Origin of the sequence: Clostridioides sp. GD02367, assembly GCF_045900275.1 — a bacterium.
Lineage (GTDB): Bacteria > Bacillota > Clostridia > Peptostreptococcales > Peptostreptococcaceae > Clostridioides > Clostridioides difficile_A.
In genome coordinates, this window is record NZ_JBJODK010000013.1 from 45,286 (window position 1) to 62,594 (window position 17,309).

At 27.6% G+C, this 17,309-nt stretch carries 15 protein-coding genes and 1 riboswitch; of the genes, 1 reads left to right on the forward strand and 14 read right to left on the reverse strand.

All coding sequences use genetic code 11. The annotated features are described in order from the left end of the window. Nucleotides 1-93 precede the first annotated feature (93 nt). A riboswitch (SAM riboswitch) is annotated at nt 94-200 on the reverse strand. A 306-nt stretch (nt 201-506) separates the two neighbouring features. Beyond that, entirely contained in the window at nt 507-1,106 is a 600-nt protein-coding gene (locus Q3223_RS15430; RefSeq protein ID WP_054269978.1) for a hypothetical protein, read from the reverse strand. A 245-nt stretch (nt 1,107-1,351) separates the two neighbouring features. On the opposite strand from Q3223_RS15430, the gene Q3223_RS15435 reads away from it, so the two are divergent. Then, entirely contained in the window at nt 1,352-1,948 is a 597-nt protein-coding gene (locus Q3223_RS15435) for a DUF3793 family protein (protein ID WP_054269977.1), read from the forward strand. An 85-nt stretch (nt 1,949-2,033) separates the two neighbouring features. Here the strand turns inward: Q3223_RS15435 and Q3223_RS15440 are convergent, their stop codons facing one another. The 13 genes from Q3223_RS15440 to Q3223_RS15500 all read right to left on the reverse strand — a co-directional run bounded on the left by Q3223_RS15440 (nt 2,034) and on the right by Q3223_RS15500 (nt 17,235). Beyond that, nucleotides 2,034-3,026 carry an NrtA/SsuA/CpmA family ABC transporter substrate-binding protein gene (locus tag Q3223_RS15440; protein WP_074178985.1) on the reverse strand — a complete coding sequence of 331 codons (993 nt, stop codon included), beginning with the start codon at nt 3,024-3,026 and terminating at the stop codon, nt 2,034-2,036. Beyond that, nucleotides 3,027-3,758 (reverse strand): ABC transporter ATP-binding protein, encoded by a 732-nt coding sequence (locus Q3223_RS15445; protein ID WP_054269976.1) that lies wholly within the window; start codon nt 3,756-3,758, stop codon nt 3,027-3,029. Further along, entirely contained in the window at nt 3,751-4,521 is a 771-nt protein-coding gene (locus tag Q3223_RS15450) for an ABC transporter permease (RefSeq protein ID WP_054269975.1), read from the reverse strand. The genes Q3223_RS15445 and Q3223_RS15450 overlap by 8 nt, the downstream gene beginning before the upstream one ends. Before the next feature lie 84 nt (nt 4,522-4,605). After that, entirely contained in the window at nt 4,606-5,316 is a 711-nt protein-coding gene (locus Q3223_RS15455) for an AIM24 family protein (protein ID WP_054270007.1), read from the reverse strand. 179 nt (nt 5,317-5,495) lie between these two features. After that, on the reverse strand, nt 5,496-5,648 hold the full coding sequence (locus Q3223_RS15460) for a FeoB-associated Cys-rich membrane protein (protein WP_054269974.1): 153 nt from the start codon (nt 5,646-5,648) through the stop codon (nt 5,496-5,498). A 25-nt stretch (nt 5,649-5,673) separates the two neighbouring features. Next, the gene (gene feoB / locus Q3223_RS15465) at nt 5,674-7,830 is read right to left on the reverse strand and encodes a ferrous iron transport protein B (protein ID WP_219673519.1); all 2,157 of its coding nucleotides are present in this window, start codon (nt 7,828-7,830) and stop codon (nt 5,674-5,676) included. A 102-nt stretch (nt 7,831-7,932) separates the two neighbouring features. After that, nucleotides 7,933-8,154: a ferrous iron transport protein A gene (locus Q3223_RS15470; protein ID WP_021384243.1), complete on the reverse strand. Its 222-nt coding sequence runs from the start codon at nt 8,152-8,154 to the stop codon at nt 7,933-7,935. Nucleotides 8,155-8,166: 12 nt separating this feature from the next. Then, nucleotides 8,167-8,379: a FeoA family protein gene (locus tag Q3223_RS15475; RefSeq protein WP_021384253.1), complete on the reverse strand. Its 213-nt coding sequence runs from the start codon at nt 8,377-8,379 to the stop codon at nt 8,167-8,169. Nucleotides 8,380-8,699: 320 nt separating this feature from the next. Next, nucleotides 8,700-11,609, reverse strand: a complete 2,910-nt coding sequence (locus Q3223_RS15480; protein WP_219673520.1) for an EAL domain-containing protein — start codon at nt 11,607-11,609, stop codon at nt 8,700-8,702. A 331-nt stretch (nt 11,610-11,940) separates the two neighbouring features. Then, nucleotides 11,941-12,549 (reverse strand): dienelactone hydrolase family protein, encoded by a 609-nt coding sequence (locus Q3223_RS15485; protein ID WP_407812167.1) that lies wholly within the window; start codon nt 12,547-12,549, stop codon nt 11,941-11,943. 412 nt (nt 12,550-12,961) lie between these two features. Next, a complete protein-coding gene (locus tag Q3223_RS15490; protein WP_407812168.1) occupies nt 12,962-13,507 on the reverse strand; it encodes an NADH peroxidase in 546 nt (181 codons plus the stop codon). Nucleotides 13,508-13,623: 116 nt separating this feature from the next. Continuing rightward, nucleotides 13,624-15,447, reverse strand: coding sequence for an ABC transporter ATP-binding protein (locus tag Q3223_RS15495; RefSeq protein ID WP_407812169.1), 1,824 nt, complete (start codon nt 15,445-15,447; stop codon nt 13,624-13,626). Nucleotides 15,448-15,459: 12 nt separating this feature from the next. Next, on the reverse strand, nt 15,460-17,235 hold the full coding sequence (locus Q3223_RS15500) for an ABC transporter ATP-binding protein (protein WP_054276423.1): 1,776 nt from the start codon (nt 17,233-17,235) through the stop codon (nt 15,460-15,462). Nucleotides 17,236-17,309 lie beyond the last annotated feature (74 nt).

The window sequence follows — 17,309 nt, forward strand, 5'->3', positions numbered from 1 at the left end:
CTAAGTTTTTATGTTTATCCTCGCTTATGTATTTTAATTTATATATAACAAAATAAAAGCCTGAGTATAAACTCAGGCTTAGAAAGCTATTTATACTCATCTATCAACTATATTAGTTGCAGGATTTAGCACCAATGTATATAAAATATACTGGTTGCCGGGTTTCAAAGGGCCAGTCCCTCCACCACTCTTGATAAGACGTTATTTAATTTAAAATTTAATTCGATTATCATTTGTTGCTATGTTATATATGATATATTCATTAATAATATTTGTCAATAAATTTATTTAAATTTTTTATTTTTTGTTTTTCTTAGTTAAAAATAAATAGATATCTTTTATTGACTTTCTAGTATCTAAATCTTTGTATTTTCAATAGTTATATGATATTATACAATTATTAATTTGTCATTAATATAAAAAATATGAAGCCCAAAAAAGATAATACTTTTAGGGCTTCTATATATTGTAAAACTTTTTTATTTTCTAACTAGATATTTACTCTATTATTTTTTATTATTTCCTGTTATTCCTAGTCTATCATTCATATCTTTTATCATTTTTCTAAAACCACTACCTATATCATTTCCAACATCTTCTGTTCCATGAACTATCTTCATAAAGTCATTTTGACCTTTTTTCATATCTTCATCAGATACATTATCTAATTTTTTTATTCTCTCATCTATATCTTTTATTAATCTTTCACCTTCAGTTATTAATTCATCATTCATTTTCTTTAATTCTGTATCTTCTGTTTTACCATCTTTTTTAAGAGATGTTACAAATGATTGTATTTTATCTCTACTATCTTTATATGCAGCCTTCACATCAGCTAAATATTTTTCATTTCCTGGATATTCTTTATCCTTAAACTGATTATTTATACTCTCTGGAGTATCATAAATAGAATATCTATTTAAACCTGCTATATAATCATTATAGCTTGTTGAATAATAATTCATATAACCTTCATTATTATTTACTGATTCATTGGGATTTTTCCCTGCATTCTCACTTGGTTCTTCTGTTTTTTTAGTACATGCAGTCATTCCTATAGCTAATACTAACGCTAGTCCTACAAATAAGGTTCTTTTTAATTTCATTTTTATTACCCTCCTAGATGTTTTGTATTACAAAAAATTTAAATATATTTCTTTCTTAACTTAGTATTTCTATATTTTTATTTTTTATTTACTAAAATTAAACAAGATATAATTTATTTTTTGGGAAATTATAATAAATAAGTAACTAAATAAAAAAAATATATTTTTATTATTGATATTGATTATCATTCATAGTATAATCTAATTAATTGATATTAATTTTCATTTGAAGGAGGTTATCTTTTATGTCTTGTTGTAATTCACAATTTTGTTGTAAAAATAAAATTGAATCATCTTATATAAAATGGCTTTTAGAAGTTTTAGGTCCTGTCTTTTTAGGTTCTAAACCTGCTGAAATAATAAATATCTCATTTACTGATGTAAATAGAGAGGAAAAAATTAGTGATATTTACAAATATCTATATAAATGTAAAAAGATAGATTTTATAGTTATTGATAAAAAGAAAAAGGGATTAAAAATCTTATTTGTAAACAAAAAAGCTTTATCAGAAAGGCTAAAATGTAAAAAAACAGTAAATTTTTTAAAATTTCTGGGATACAAACAAAATACAAATGTTAATGCTTATTTAGAACATTTAGTAGATAAGCTTAAAGGTGATACTTTTCCTGATGAAATAGGAATTTTTTTAGGATATCCTCTCAAAGATGTGATTGGATTTATGGGATATAGTAATTATGAAGTTTCTATGATTAAATATTGGAAGGTTTACGGAGATACAAAACAATCAGAAGACACATATTCTAAGTTTTTACTTCATCGTAAAAAAATGAGAAAGTTACTAGACTACATAAGTGTAGATAAAATAGTAAGTTGCTTTTAGTTGTATTTTTATATAGTAATAAAAAATACACCCTTTTACTATACTGTTTCCATAATAAAAAGGGTGTATTTTCTAATTTAACATTCTAGTTTTGATTGTACAACATGTCTTTAATATCTATTTTCTTCTCTTGCATTCCATTAGACATTAAGAATTCTTGTGTGTCTTCTAACTCTTTTATATCTTTATCTGTTATTTTAGAACTAAAATCATACCAAGAATACATTTCTTTAGTTTCATCTAAAGATAGCCCCACTTCTTTAGATACAACATCCATTACTTTATCCTTGTTTTCATCCATATATTTTAAAGTCTCTTCATGAACTTTCATAAATCTTTTTACTAACTCAGGATATTTTTCAGCAAAATCATCACTTACTGCAGTAACTATTATTCCACTAACTAAGCCTTCTCCATTTACAATCATCTTAGCACCTGAGTTTATTGTTTTTAATGCTGTTGGACCTGCAAGCATTGCTACATCAGCACTTTTGCTTTCTAATGCAGAAGCAGCACTAGGAATATCCATATTTACATATTCAACATCATCTATAGTGTAACCTTCCTTAGCAAGTGCTGCAATTAACAATTGATGAAGTATAGTACCCTTTGGTCCTACTATCTTTTTGCCTTTTAAATCTTTTATAGATTTAATATTTTCATTATTAGTTATAAGCATATATCCTTTTGGTGATCTACTGTAAATATTTGTAACTTTAAGACCAACACCATTTGAAGCAGCTATTATTGCAGATGTTCCTCCTAATGCATGTAAAAAGTCTATCTCTCCTGCAGCTAGTGCTTGAGTTTGCTCTGGTCCTGTTGTCAATTCATGAAAATTAACTTTTATATTGTCTTTTCCAAATTCCTTTCCAAATAAATCATCCTTTTTTTCAAGTATACTAGGAACATTAAGTGGTGATTTCACATAAGTCAGATTTATTTCCTTAGGTAAACTAGCCTCTTTTTTTGCAGGTGCATCTTTCTCGTCATTTTTTGTTGAGCAACCTACAGTACCAACCAACACCATTACTAAAGATGTCATTACTGCTAAAATCTTTTTGTTTCTCTTAATCAATTAAAACTCCCCCAATTCCCTTAATATTTCTTTTTTTAAGCTTATATAATAGCTTTTTGTTAAATCTCTATTATATTCATCTTCGACACTAAACTGTTTAATCCCTTTATTTTTACTAAAAACAATTATTTTCTTTGCTATTTCCATAGCTTCTTCTATATTGTGAGTCACAAATACTACACCTTTTTTAGTATTTTTATGGATATTTACAACTTCTTTTTGCATTTTTCTTCTTGTAAAGTAATCTAGTGCCGCAAATGGCTCATCCATCAGTAAAATATCTGGATTGAAGGAAAGTGCTCTTGCTATACTTACTCTGTGAGCCATCCCCCCAGATAATTCATTTGGATATGAATTTTTAAACTTTTCAAGTTTCATCATTTTTAAATACTTATCCAAATCAACCTTATTTTTATTCTTTTTTTCAGTATGTAAAAGTATATTTTCACTCACATTCAACCATGGCATTAGTCTGCTTTCTTGAAATACTACACCTACTTTTGGAATACATTGTTTATCATTATTGTAAAAATATACATTTCCACTAGTAGCGTTTTCAAGACCTGCTAAAATTCTAAGTAATGTTGTCTTACCACATCCACTCTCCCCTAGTATAACAGTGATTTCTTCGCTAGATATATTTAAAGATACATCATCAAGAACCAAGTGTTCCTTATTATCAACTAAATATTTTTTATGTATATTCTCTAACAAAAATCCATTTCTAACCATTTAAATCAACCTGCTTCCCTTTACTAAACTTTGTTATTGCTTTTGAAAATAGATAATCTGAAAGTATACCTAAAAATCCAATAACAAAAATTCCTACCAATACAACATCAGTTCGTGACATGTCTTTTCCATCAGAAATTAAATATCCTAGACCTGAAGAAGCTGCAATAAGTTCTGCTCCAATTATAGCTCTAAAACTATATCCAAGACCTAAACTAAGTCCAACAACAATATCTAACATAGAATTAGGAATTATTATTTTATAAAAAATTCTCTTTTTAGATAAGTTAAAAGATTTACCTACTTCTATTAATTTATTATCGCAATTCTTTATGCCTTTCAGTGTATTTAAAAATATAGGGAAAAAAGATGCCAAAATGATAATTATAATTTTGGATTCTTCACCTATCCCAAACCATAAAATCAGCATTGGAACTAAAGCTAGTGGAGGTGTACTTCGCATAAATTCAAAGAGTGGTTTGAAATATTCATACATTTTTTTATTTACTCCAAATATAACTCCAAGTGGTATTGCTATCAGTGAACTTATAAAAAAACCTATCAATATTCTTTTTATACTAGCATAGGCATTTAAGAAAATAGAACCATCGTATATCATTTTTATGAAAGTATCTAGAACCCTTTCAGGAGGAGGCAAGATATAGCTACTCCATATTCCCAGAACACATACAATTTTCCATAAAATTAAAATTATTAAAAAAATATAATATCCTTTGAATTTTTTATGAATTTTCTCAATCATATAAGACTCCTTTTAATATATCTATCCCTGCTACATTTTTTATTTTTTAAAATCCTAAAGAGTGATTAAACTACATTATAAAATTTAATCTATACCAATTCTCAACCCACCTGAATTCATTCTATCAGAAGGCGTAGAATCTGTTTTTAAGCCAGACAATCTTTCAGATGGTTGTATAATGACTATTTGTCCAGGTTCAACAAATTCCATATGATAAGATTCCCCAGAAGTCTGACCAATAAAAGTCTTCCATGATAATTTTGCTACTTTTGGATATGGTTCCCTTCCAGTCCAGGCTACTAATGCATCTGGGTCTACACAACAAGGCCCTTCAAGTATTAGAGGATTTCCATCTGTTATTATGGCGACATCTTGATTTTGGCTTGTTTTATTTACTAAATGTGTAGTAAAAAGCCCTTTTTGAGATAGTACCCCTGAACCAATTAATTTTACACTATAATGCAATTGTTCAGAAAATGCCAATAAATTTTCGCTCTCAACATAAATTGAATCACCTGGATCAATCGATATTACATCTACATGATAAGCATTTTGAGCCAGGTAAATTTCACCTTCACCTTCAACAACCATTATTGGCATTTGTTCTCCTGTTAATGACCTTTGAACATGCCCTAACAGTGCTCTTCCTAAACCACCACCATTATTAGGACCAAGTAATAATTTTTCAAAATTAAAATTTCCTTTAAAGGCTACCATAGCACCTTTTTTTGCAAAAAATTTGCCACTTCCCCTTGCTATACACATAAGCTCATTTGTCACATCAAATTTAAACATAATATACATTTATATTGCTTTATTTAGCAATAATCCCTCCTAATCATATATTTGTCTATAATTATACATTAAAATTACAACATAGTCTAACCTACTTCAAACATGAAATTTATTATTTGTATAAAAAATAAGAACCTGATAATAAAGTAATTTAACTTTTTATCAGATTCTTATTTTATCTATCTCTTATTAGTATTACAGCTCTTACTACTTGAGCAACCAGAACAACCACATCCGCAACTGCTACCATTCTTTTTTGAATTTTTAACCATATGCATTATGGCTAACGCCATCAATACTACTACAATAGCTGCTATAATAAATGTAGCCATATTCACCACTCCTTATTTATATGAATTAATTTTTCATATAACTTAATTTACCAATTTTTTCTTTTTTCATATTTCTATTTGAATAAGTTAAAATTATCAATACTACAGCTACTGCTATAACTATAGATATTATTGCCCCAGCAATACTTCCTCCAGTTCCTAAAATTAAACTTCCAACTTGATTGATAAGAAGAGCAACTATATATGCTGTTAAAGTTTGGAATCCTAATGTAATCCATGTCCATTTCCATGAACCCATTTCTCTTTTTATAGCTCCAATAGCTGCAAAGCAAGGTGCACAAAGCATGTTGAATGCCATAAATGCAAATGCACTAGCTACTGTAAACATACTTGCAACTGAACCAAGAAGTGCTGGGTCTTGCTCTGTCGCATCTGATATACCAAATAAAACTCCAAATGTCCCAACTACATTTTCCTTGGCTACTAGACCTGTAACTGTTGCTACTGATGATTGCCAGTTTCCAAATCCAAGAGGTGCAAATATTGGTGCAACTATATTTCCTAAACTAGCTAATATACTATCTCCAGCATCTACCATTTGTAATGACCAGTTAAATGATTGCAAGAACCAGATTGCTCCACAAGCTACAAATATAATCGTACCTGCTTTGATTATGAAGGCTTTTCCTCTATCCCACATATGTATTAAAACACCTTTTGCACTTGGAACATGATATTGAGGTAATTCCATAACAAATGGAGATGGCTCTCCTGCAAATAAGCTAGTTCTCTTTAATATAATTCCACAAATGATTATCATTACTATACCTAAGAAATACATTGATGGCGCTACCCATGAAGCACCTCCAAATAATGCTCCTGCAAATAATGCTATTATTGGTATTTTAGCTCCACATGGAATGAATGTAGTTAACATAATAGTCATTTTTCTATCTCTATCATTCTCTATAGTACGAGTTGACATAACTCCTGGAACTCCACAACCTGAACTTATAAGCATTGGTATAAATGATTTTCCTGAAAGACCAAACTTACGGAAAATTCTATCCATTATAAAAGCTACACGTGACATATATCCACAATCTTCTAATATTGATAATAATAAGAATAGAAGCATAATTTGTGGGACAAATCCTAATACAGCTCCAACTCCACCAATTAGACCATCAACTACAAGTCCTTGTAACCAATCAGCTACATTTAAAGAAGCCATAAAATTACTTACATTTCCTTGAATAATTTCTCCAAACAGTACATCATTAGTCCAGTCAGTTGCTATAGCGCCCAATGAACTTACTGCTATATAATAAACTCCCCACATTATAAGTGCAAAAATAGGTAATGCTAATATTCGGTTTGTTACAATCTTATCTATCTTGTCTGATACAGTTTCCTTACCTTTTCTATTCTTCTTTATTATACTTGAAATTATTGAACTAATAAATTCATAACGATTTGCTGTTACTATACTTTCACTATCATCATCCAATTCATTTTCACAATCTCTAGTTATTTCTTCTATGTTATTCAATATTGTTTTAGAAATATCAAGTTTTTGTATAACATTTTCATCTCTTTCAAATAACTTTATAGCTAACCAACGTGTTTCCATATCTATATATGGAGTTTTTTCTTCTATTATCTTTTCAATTTTTTCTATTGCTTCCTTACTTTCATCAACAAAAGGCAGTTTGAAATCTAATTTATTATTACTGCTTGCAAGTTGAATTGCCTTTTCAGCGGCTTCCATAATCCCTTGACCTTTAACTGCTGTCACTTCTACCACTGGGCAACCTATAACCTCAGATAACTTTTTAATATTTATCTTATCACCATTTTTATTAACAATATCCATCATATTAAGAGCTATGACAGTAGGTATACCCAATTCTAAAACTTGAGTTGTAAGATATAAATTTCTCTCTATATTTGATGCATCTACTATATTTATTACTGCATCTGGTTTATCGTCTAACATAAAATTACGTGTAACTACTTCTTCTAATGTATATGGTGATAAAGAATAAATACCTGGTAAGTCTACTATCTCCACATCTTTATTTCCTTTTAACTTTCCACCTTTTTTTTCAACTGTTACTCCTGGCCAGTTCCCAACATATTGAGATGAACCTGTAAGCCCATTGAACATTGTTGTCTTACCACAGTTAGGATTTCCTATGAGACCTATTTTTATTGACATTTCCATTCCCTCCATTATTATTTAAGTACATAACTATTCATGATACAGAAAATCATTCTCATTATATAATTGCACTAAATCCATTCCAATTAATTAATTTTATTATTCCACAATGATTTTTTCTGCATCTGACTTACGAATTGATAGTTCATAATCTCTTACAGTTATTTCAATTGGGTCACCAAGAGGAGCTACTTTTCTTACAAATACATCAACACCTCTCGTAATTCCCATATCCATTATACGTCTTCGTGTGGCTCCTTCCCCCTCTAACTTCTTGACTTTCACAGTCTCTCCACACTTAATATCCTTTAATCTGTTCATATCATTACCTCCCTATATTATTATTCTACTTGCCATCTTTTTGTCTAATGCAACTCTAGTATCTTTTACATCTATTATTAAATTCCCATCTATCTTAGAAATTATTTTAACATTTGTACCTACTACAAAACCTATACTATTTAAAAAAGTTCTTGTCTTGTCACTTCCTGAAATCTTCTTTATAACTACTTCTTCTCCTGTATTTGATAGTATCAATGGCATCATATAATATTCCTCCTCTTAAACTAATTTAAATTTATAAGCAATCGTTATCTCATATATAAATTACAATATTTTATCTTAAATTTTAGTCAGTTAAAATAATTACCTATGTTTTCCTTCTTTTTACAATTCTTAATTTTGATTTAAGTCTATCATAATAGTACGAACTTTGCAAGTGATTATTATGTTCTTTTGAGTTTTTTTCTCAATTGATTTAATCTATTAATAATTTCAATAAAAACTCATACAAAAATAAAGATGCTTTAAGATAGTATATTTAACTATCTTAAAGCATCTTTATTGTGTAGATGTTTTCACATTATTTATACATCTTTTTCTTCTTTTTTAAAAACTATTTTCTCAAAATCTTTTACAGGCATTGGTTTAGAAAATAAGTATCCCTGTACCATATCACATCCAATTTGCTTTAAAAAATCTAATTGTGAAATGGTTTCTACTCCTTCTGAGATTACCTTCATTTTTAATTCCTTTGCCATTCTAATGACATTAGATATAACAATTTTTTCATTATTACTCTCATCTTTTTCTGTAAAAAATGCCCTATCTAATTTTAATATGTCAACAGGTAGTTCCTTTAGAAGATTAAGCGAAGAATATCCTGTTCCAAAATCATCCATAGAAATCACAAACCCATTTTCTTTTAGATGATTCATTGTGTCAATTAAACCGTCTATATTATCTAATACTGCTGTTTCTGTTAGCTCTAATTCTATAAAATTTGTTGGTATTCTGTATTTATCTACAATTAGTCTAAACTTCTCAACAAAATTACTATTTACAAAATGCATTCGAGACAAGTTAACAGATATAGGTACAACTTTTTGACCTTCATCCATCCATTCTCTAATCTTTTTACATACTTCCTCAAATACATAGAAATCAATATTTACAATAAAGCCATTTCTCTCAAATACAGGAATAAATTCTATTGGTGGGATTAGTCCTTTCTTTGGATTATCCCAACGGACAAGTGCTTCAGCCCCTATAATCTGGTAATCTAAAAGACTATATTTAGGCTGAAAATATACAATAAATTCTCCATTGTTAAGAGCATCTATCATTGTATTTTCAATTTCTTTTTCTTTTAGTATTTTCTTATGCATTTCATCATTATAAAAAGCAAATGAATTTTTATGACCACCTTTTATAGTCTTTCTTGCAGTATTTGCTCTATCCATAATAGTGTTTATATCTCTATCATCTTTATTTATTTTGTATATACCACAATCTAAAATCAACTTATAGTAATTTATCTTATGATTACTAAATATCTGAACTTTGTTATAAATGCTATTTAGCCTTGCTTTAATATCTTCATCTGTCTTATATCTAATAAGAAGAACAAAATGGTCAGCAGAAACTCTTGCAAAAATTTCATCCTCATGCAATTCACTTGCAATAGTATTTGATATATGTATTAAAGTATTATTTCCCACATCATATCCAAACATATCATTTATGTACTTGAATTTATCAACATCCATATAAAATAACACATATGATTCTGGATTGTTTTTAGCAAATAATTTCTCTGCATTTATTTTAAACTTCTCTATACTCGCTGCTCCTGTTAATGAATCTGTATATGCAATTTTCTTTAGAGAATCCTCTTTCTTTTTCTTATTGTAAATTATATATTTGATGGCAATTAAAAACATAATACAAATACACATAATAATTTGTAATGAATACTCTTTAAAAATGATACCAAATGGTACCTTATAAGGCTTATTAATGGTGTTAGAATATATACTGTCATTTAACTGTTCATCAGTAATTTTGCCTATTGATTTATTTAAAATTGATATCAATATTGGGCTAATTTTATTTGATACTCCTATACACATTCCATAATTAGTATCTAAAACAGATATAATCGATAGATTATTACATTTTCCTTCCTTTAAGAGTTCATCAAACTGATAAGAACTAAGTACCATTAGGCTTGCTTTTCCTTCATCTATGGCATCTAAACAATCTTCTATAGACTTATAAGATGTTGCTTTGGCATTTTCAAAGCTTTTTTCTATGTAAGAATCAATAGACTTATAACTACTTGTTAAAGCAATATTTAAATCATTATTGAGATTAGTTCCTAGTTTTCCAACCATAACTATAGGTATATTTATGTATGGATTTGTCAGTTTCATACCAAATCGTTTTTCTTTATCATCTTCATTAATTGAGCCACAAAGCATATCTGCCTTTCCATTTTTTATGTAATTAAGACTCTCATTATAATTTTTTGTTTCAATATAGTCAAATTCTATTCCACATTTTTTTGATATAATTGACATTAAGTCAGAACTTATACCTTTAAATGAATTACTTTCTACATCATAATATTCAACAGGAGACCACTCAGAATCGTATACCATAGTAAGCTTTGGATTGGCTTTAATAAAATTAATTTCTTGACGAGTAAATGCTATAGAATTAGTAACATCTCTTTTAAAATATTTTTTATATAATTCCATATCATAGTACATATCATTCATTTTTAATTCTTTTAAAGCATAATCTAATTCTTTTACTAAATCAGTTTTCTCTTTTGTAGTAGCTAAATAAAAAGGTTCCATTGAAAACTTACTAACTATCTTCATTCCTTTTGCATTTACAATACTTCCACAAACAAAAGCATCTGCTTTATTTTTATTAACAGACTCAATTAACTCATCGATAGAATTACAATATATATATTTTACTGAAAATTTATTTTCTTTTCTATACTTCTCAAATGCAATATTATGAAAATTACCTTTGAGCACAGCCACTCTCATATTGTTAAATGAACTTATATCTTCATAAAACATATTGTAGTTACTTTCATTTGTATATAATGCACTATATTCATATCCTGAACTTATTTTAGGAAAATTAAATATTTTACCTCTTTCATCATTACTCTGTAAAGGTCCAAGTAAATCTATCTCACCGTTTTCTAATCTATCTAAACATTCTTCCCAAGACCCTTTTACAAATTCATATTTCCATCCTGTATACTTTGAAATTTCTTTTAAATAATCATAACCATATCCTGTATAAGAATGTTCTTCGGATGAAGATATAATTCCATAGTTATCACAATATCCAACTCGTATTTTTTTTGAATTTTCAGACTCATCGGCAAAACATTGAACACTATTAAGACACGATACAATAAGCAAAAATATCAAAGAAAGTACTAAGAAGTGCTTTTTAAATGCTTTCATATTTAAAAACCTCCAATTTGCCAACTTACTTTAACTTATTTAGAATTTCAGTTGTAACTACTTTTATTGTAATGGTAAATATATCAAATTGCAATATTCTCATATAATATTCTTATTCAAGTACAAAGAATTTTCTTATTGTTTATTTAAATAAATAGTATTATAAACTCATTAAAAATCATAAAGACATAATTAACACTATAATGTCAATTAACTATATCTCAAAAATATAATAACACTAAAATCTAATGGCACTACTAATATTTTCAAATATCAATAGTGCCATAAAACTTTTAAGATTAATTAAATCTTTTATATATTTTATAATATGCTATACTAAATATTTATCTAAGAAACTTTTTTCTTTAGTACTAAACACTTGTGCTTGAACATCAGAATAATTTTTTGAGTATGTATCAATAAAACCATGATTTGCATCTAAAATCTCGATTTGAACATTTTGTTTTCTAAAAAGTTGGCAAAAAATAGAATCAACATCAAATGAATCATGTTTTGCAAACACTAACAAGGTAGGACATTTCGGAGTTACCTCCATATAATCTCTAATTCGAGAACCATAACAACAAACTATACCATCGCAAAGAGAGTCTTCACTACATCTCCATGCAATAGTCGCACCAACACTATATCCTATAACAAGTACATATTTGTATTCTGATTTTAAGTCATTTATAAGTTTTTCTACTTGTTTATAAATATCAAATCCAACATTGTCTATAAAAAAACCATACGCCTCTTGAGATTCTGAATAAGAAAAAACTTTCCTATCTCCCAAAAGCTCTGGACAAAACACATCATATCCATCTTTATAATACTTTTGACAAACATCTTTTATAAAATTATTAGCTCCATAAATTTCATGTAGTACAACAATAGCTATATTACTTTTATGTATATACTTAATCAGATTGTCCACCACCTGTCGATATTTTTTACATTTAGTTTAATGTATTCTTTTAAGTATGTCAATTTACTATCTCTAAAATCTGACTTATAAAATAATCCGTTTATTACAACAAACTTTCTGCAAAGTAAAAGTGACTAAGTAGTAAAAATCAACACTCATGTAACAATATTACACAAGATATGCAGTAGGCATGACCCCCAGCCAGTTAGTTTTTCGAATATATTTACATCAAATTAATTTCATCATTATATAAATTAGAGATAATAAAACTAAAAGATTGATTTCATTAAAACTATATTTATACTCATTTAAATATTTACAAGATTATAGCTATAAAATACAACTATTAAAAAGGAGTATATCCTTATAATTTTAAAAATCATAAATGATATACTCCTAAAAATCTACTTAACTTATATTAAATTTATTTTCCAAAATATCTATTTAATAATCCTAAGAATGCTTTACCATGTCTAGCTTCATCTTTACACATTTCATGTACTGTATCACGTATAGCATCTAATCCTAATTCTTTAGCTTTTTTAGCTAATTTTAGTTTTCCATCAGTTGCTCCATACTCAGCGTCAACTCTAACTCTTAAGTTTTCTTTTGTATCTGCAACTACAACTTCTCCAAGAAGTTCTGCAAATTTAGCAGCATGCTCAGCTTCTTCAAAAGCTATTCTCTTATAAGCTTCTCCTACTTCTGGATAACCTTCTCTATCAGCCTGTCTACTCATTGCTAAATACATTCCTACTTCTGTACATTCACCAACAAAGTTAGCTCTTAATCCTTCGATTATTTCTTCGTCTACACCTTGAGCTACACCTATTCTATGCTCATCAGCCCAATTTTTTTCGCCTTTCATTTCTTCAAATTTATCAGCTCCAACTTTACATACTGGACATTGTGCTGGTGCAGCATCCCCTTCATGTATATATCCACATACTGTACAAACAAATTTTTTCATAATTACTTTCCTCCTAAATTTTATATATCAAATTAAATTTTTTATTTATCAAGTTAGTTTATATATACCCGAGGCATATACCTTTAAACAATTTTTTTAAAGTTTTTTCTAAACACTTACTTTCCTTGTGTTAACAGTATGTTTCTATAATAATGTCCTTTTAGTTTTATTAATTCTTTATGATTTCCAGATTCTAAAATTCTGCCATTTTCTAAAACTATTATATTGTCACAATTTGATATAGTACTTAATCTATGTGCTATGATTATACTGGTCTTTCCAAAAGTTAAATTATTTATTGCATCTTGAATCTTGGCCTCTGTTGCTATATCTATATTGCTTGTAGCTTCATCCAAAATAAGTATAGGTGCATTTTTTAATATTGCTCTAGCAATACTTATTAACTGTTTTTGACCTTCGCTTAAATCCTCACCCCTATCTGATAATACAGTATTATATCCTCTATGCATTTTCGTTATAAATTTATGTGAATTTGCTATTTTACTAGCATATATAACATCTTCATCAGTAGCCATTAGATTCCCATATCTTATATTTTCCATAACTGTATCATTAAATATATAACTTTCTTGTGGAACTACTCCAAAACAAGTTCTTAAATAATTTCTATCAATAGAATATATATCTTCACCATCTAAAAATATGCTTCCTTTATCTACTTGATAAAAATTTGTAATTAGATTTATAATTGTTGTTTTCCCACTACCAGTCTCTCCTATAATGGCATTTGATGTGCCTGCCTTTATCCTTAAGTTTATATTATCTAAAATCTTCTTTTTTGAATTATAAGAAAAACTTACATCTTTAAACTCTATCTCTCCATTTGAAAAAGAAGAATTTAGATTATCATTCTTGTTATCATTAAACTTGTCTTTAAATACATCCTTTACTTCTTTTTCCTCTTTCTCATCTATAATCTCAAAAACTCTTTCACATCCTGCTATTGCTGAAAGTAATGTATTAAATAGATTTGCCAATTCATTCAATGGTCTTGTAAATTGTCTTACATAGCTTAAAAAACTAGCTATAACTCCTATAGTTATAATATCTTTAGACGCCAAGACTCCACCTATAATACATATAGTTGCAAACCCTATATTGCTAATTACATTCATAATAGGCATTAAAAGAGATGTATAGATTTGCGATTTGAGTGAAATATTCAATAGTCTATCATTAACTTCCTTAAAATCATTTATAGACTTTCTTTCATAGTTAAAAGATTTTACTACATTTATATTAGATACCATTTCTTCAATATGAGAATTTAACTTCCCTAACTCCACTTGTTGTTGTTTAAAAAGAACTCTAGTCCTCTTTGCTATAAAGTTACTTAGAAACATTACTATTGGTATTAATATAATACTACAAAATGTTAAAATTGGACTTAATATAAACATCATAATGAAAGTCATCAATATATTTAAAATTCCTGAAATTAATTGTACTAATGAATTTGAGATTCCTGTGCTAATATTATCAACATCATTTGTTACCCTGCTCATAATATCTCCAGTAGAACTTTTATCAAAGAAGGTTATTGGTAGATTTTTAAATTTCAAAAACAAATTACTTCTCATCTCTTTAACTATACTTTGAGATAGTCTAGCTGTACATATCCCCTTAGACAGTTTAACTGAAAATTCAATTATATAAAATGAGAGTAATATAATTATGCCTTTTAAGAAAATGGACTTCGAATACGTATCAATATTTATTATGTCAACTACTTTTCCAAGAGTATATGGTATTATAGTTGATATAATAGAGTCGATTATTACTAGCAAAAAAATGAATCTAGTAATCTTTTTGTCTTTTTTAAAGTATATAAAAACTCTTTTAAATGTTTTTTTAAAATCTTTAGGCTTCTCTTTTTTCTTTAATCTACTGACCTTTTGATTTCCAGTGCTTAAATTCAATATACTTCCTCCTTAATTTACATCTTCATTTGCTAAGTTCTGCAACTCAAAAATTTTTTTATAAATTGGAGAACTAACCAGTAAATCTTCATGTGTAGCAAATCCAACCACCTCTCCCTCATCTAAGACTAAAATTTTATCACAGTCAATTATAGAGCTAATCTTTTGTGAAATAGTTATGATAGTACATTTCTTATTTTCTTTGTCTCTTAAATCTTTTATATAATCTTTTATATTCTTTCTAATAGTTGTCTCTGTATTAATATCCATTGCACTAAAACAATCATCAAGGATTAATATTTGTGGCTTTTTAGCTATAGCTCTAGCTATCGTAATTCTTTGTCTTTGTCCTCCTGATAGGTTTTTACCCCTTTGAAATAAAACTTCATCATAAGAATTTTCAAGTTTTGTTATAAATTGATTTGCATTTGCTATTTCGCACGAATTTATAACATCTTCTCTACTTATATCCTTATTTCCCATAATTATATTTTCTAGTATACTTTTCCCAAACACACTACTATTTTGAAATACTACACCTATTCCCTCTCTTAAACTTTCTTCAGAAATACTGTATATACTATTTCCTCCAATCTTAATATCTCCTTTATCAACTATATATAATTTTTGAATTAAATTTATTAAAGAAGTCTTTCCTGAACCAGTCTGACCAATTACACCAATGTTTTGACCTTCTTCTATTTTAAAAGATACATTTTTCAATATTTGTTCATCCGTATTTTTATTATATGAAAAATACACATTTTCAAAAACTATATCACCACTTGTAAGTTTAAACTTCTTTTCTTCAATATCTAAATTTACATTTTTCTCAATTATTTCTTCATTCTCATCAAGCAAAACTTCACTTACTCTTTCATATGAAGCTTTTGCTCTAACAAAAACATTAAAAACATGTGAAATCATTATAAGTGATGTTAATATCCTAGTCATATAATTTACATAAGCAACTATAATTCCAATTTTAATTTCCCCTGAATAAACTAAATATCTTCCAATTAATAAGATTATTATTATGGAAACATTAATAATTATTGTAATTGTAGGTCTAAAAAATGACATCATTGTTGTAGCTTTTCTACTGTTTTGGAAAAGCTCCTCATTTAACTCTTCAAAACGTTTGCTCTCATAATCATATCTGCAAAATAGCTTAACTACTTTTATGCCACTTAAAAACTGCCTTAATTTTGAATTTATCTTATCTGTACTTTCTTGTACATTCTTAAATAATCTATAGCCAATCTTCATATTGAGTAATATTATAATAAATATGATTAAAACTGCAACTAAGATAATTATTGACATCTTTAAATTTAATTTTATAGCTATAATTAAACTTCCTATACACATGATTGGTGATTTTATAAAAACTCTCATCATTCCATGTACGAATTGTTGTATTTGATTAATATCATTAGTAATTCTTGTTATTAGTGAAGCTCTACCAAATTTATCTATTTGTTTTAATGAGTATGTATTTATCTTTTCAAACACATCCTGTCTCAAATCATAAGAAAAACATTGAGAAACTCTTGCTGAGATTATACTTCTTATTATTGAAAATATTGCACCTAAAAAGGTTATACCTATCATTAAAGCTCCTGTTGATAATATGTAATCTAAATTCTTATTTGAAACTCCTATATCGATTATTTTTGCCATTATAGTTGGTTGAGCTAAATCACAAAAAGCTTCCAGCGTCAAAAAAAATACTGCTGTAAAAAATAACACTATATATTTTTTTATGTATTTTTTAAAATACCTCATTTAATCATCCCTTCATAGAATTTTCTCATTATCAAAAGTATATCATAATGGCTAATTTAATTGATTGTATCAAT

Coding starts and splice junctions, on each gene's coding strand:
- Q3223_RS15455 (WP_054270007.1), bottom strand. CDS start 5,316: ATGTTTAAATTTGATGTGACAAATGAGCTTATGTGTATAGCAAGGGGA.
- Q3223_RS15430 (WP_054269978.1), bottom strand. CDS start 1,106: ATGAAATTAAAAAGAACCTTATTTGTAGGACTAGCGTTAGTATTAGCT.
- Q3223_RS15445 (WP_054269976.1), bottom strand. CDS start 3,758: ATGGTTAGAAATGGATTTTTGTTAGAGAATATACATAAAAAATATTTA.
- Q3223_RS15480 (WP_219673520.1), bottom strand. CDS start 11,609: ATGAAAGCATTTAAAAAGCACTTCTTAGTACTTTCTTTGATATTTTTG.
- Q3223_RS15475 (WP_021384253.1), bottom strand. CDS start 8,379: ATGATGCCATTGATACTATCAAATACAGGAGAAGAAGTAGTTATAAAG.
- feoB (WP_219673519.1), bottom strand. CDS start 7,830: ATGTCAATAAAAATAGGTCTCATAGGAAATCCTAACTGTGGTAAGACA.
- Q3223_RS15460 (WP_054269974.1), bottom strand. CDS start 5,648: ATGGCTACATTTATTATAGCAGCTATTGTAGTAGTATTGATGGCGTTA.
- Q3223_RS15435 (WP_054269977.1), top strand. CDS start 1,352: ATGTCTTGTTGTAATTCACAATTTTGTTGTAAAAATAAAATTGAATCA.
- Q3223_RS15470 (WP_021384243.1), bottom strand. CDS start 8,154: ATGAACAGATTAAAGGATATTAAGTGTGGAGAGACTGTGAAAGTCAAG.
- Q3223_RS15450 (WP_054269975.1), bottom strand. CDS start 4,521: ATGATTGAGAAAATTCATAAAAAATTCAAAGGATATTATATTTTTTTA.
- Q3223_RS15490 (WP_407812168.1), bottom strand. CDS start 13,507: ATGAAAAAATTTGTTTGTACAGTATGTGGATATATACATGAAGGGGAT.
- Q3223_RS15500 (WP_054276423.1), bottom strand. CDS start 17,235: ATGAGGTATTTTAAAAAATACATAAAAAAATATATAGTGTTATTTTTT.